Source organism: Lysobacter sp. TAB13 (assembly GCF_052113885.1).
In the GTDB taxonomy this organism is placed as follows: domain Bacteria; phylum Pseudomonadota; class Gammaproteobacteria; order Xanthomonadales; family Xanthomonadaceae; genus Lysobacter; species Lysobacter gummosus.
On the sequence record NZ_JBFRDR010000052.1, the window covers coordinates 1 to 977 of the forward strand.

Below are 977 nucleotides of genomic sequence, written 5' to 3' on the forward strand. Positions count from 1 at the left end.
ACGGCCGGCACCTGGACCTGCACCGGCGGCACGCTGACCGGTGACAGCCTGGTGCTGACCGGCGGTCAGAACGCAACCTGCACCATCGTCAACGACGACCAGGCGGCGACGCTGACCCTGGTCAAGACGGTGACCAACGACAACGGCGGTACGGCGACGATCAACGACTTCCCGTTGACGGCGACCGGCCCGACCACGATCACCGGAGTCAGCGGCACCGCGACGGTGACCAATGCCGCGGTCGGTGCGGGCACCTACACCCTGAGCGAAACCAACGTGGCCGGTTACACCGCCGGCGCGTGGACCTGCACCGCGGGTGCCTTGACCGGCGACAGCCTGGTCCTGACCGGCGGCCAGAACGCGACCTGCACGATCGTCAACGACGACCAGGCGGCGACGCTGACCCTGGTCAAGACGGTGACCAACGACAACGGGGGCACCGCGACGATCAACGACTTCCCGTTGACGGCAACGGGTCCGACCACGATCACCGGCGTCAGCGGCACCGCGACGGTGACGAACGCTGCGGTCGGTGCCGGCACCTACACCCTGAGCGAAACCAACGTGGCCGGCTACACCGCCGGCGCGTGGACCTGCACCGCGGGCGCCTTGACCGGCGACAGCCTGGTCCTGACCGGCGGGCAGAATGCGACCTGCACCATCGCCAACGACGACCAGGCGGCGACGCTGACGCTGGTCAAGACGGTGACCAACGACAACGGCGGCACCGCGACGATCAACGACTTCCCGTTGACGGCGACCGGTCCGACCACGATCACCGGCGTCAGCGGCAGCACGCCGGTGACGAGCGCGGCGGTCGGTGCGGGCACCTATACGCTGAGCGAAACCAATGTGGCCGGCTACACGGCCGGCACCTGGACCTGCACCGGCGGCACGCTGACCGGTGACAGCCTGGTGCTGACCGGCGGTCAGAACGCAACCTGCACCATCGTCAACGACGACCAGGCGGCGACGCT

General features: G+C 69.0%; 1 pseudogene. It reads left to right on the forward strand.

What is annotated here, in order from left to right:
- A pseudogene (locus tag AB4Y92_RS25050) lies at positions 1-977 on the forward strand (hypothetical protein); the annotation flags it as partial.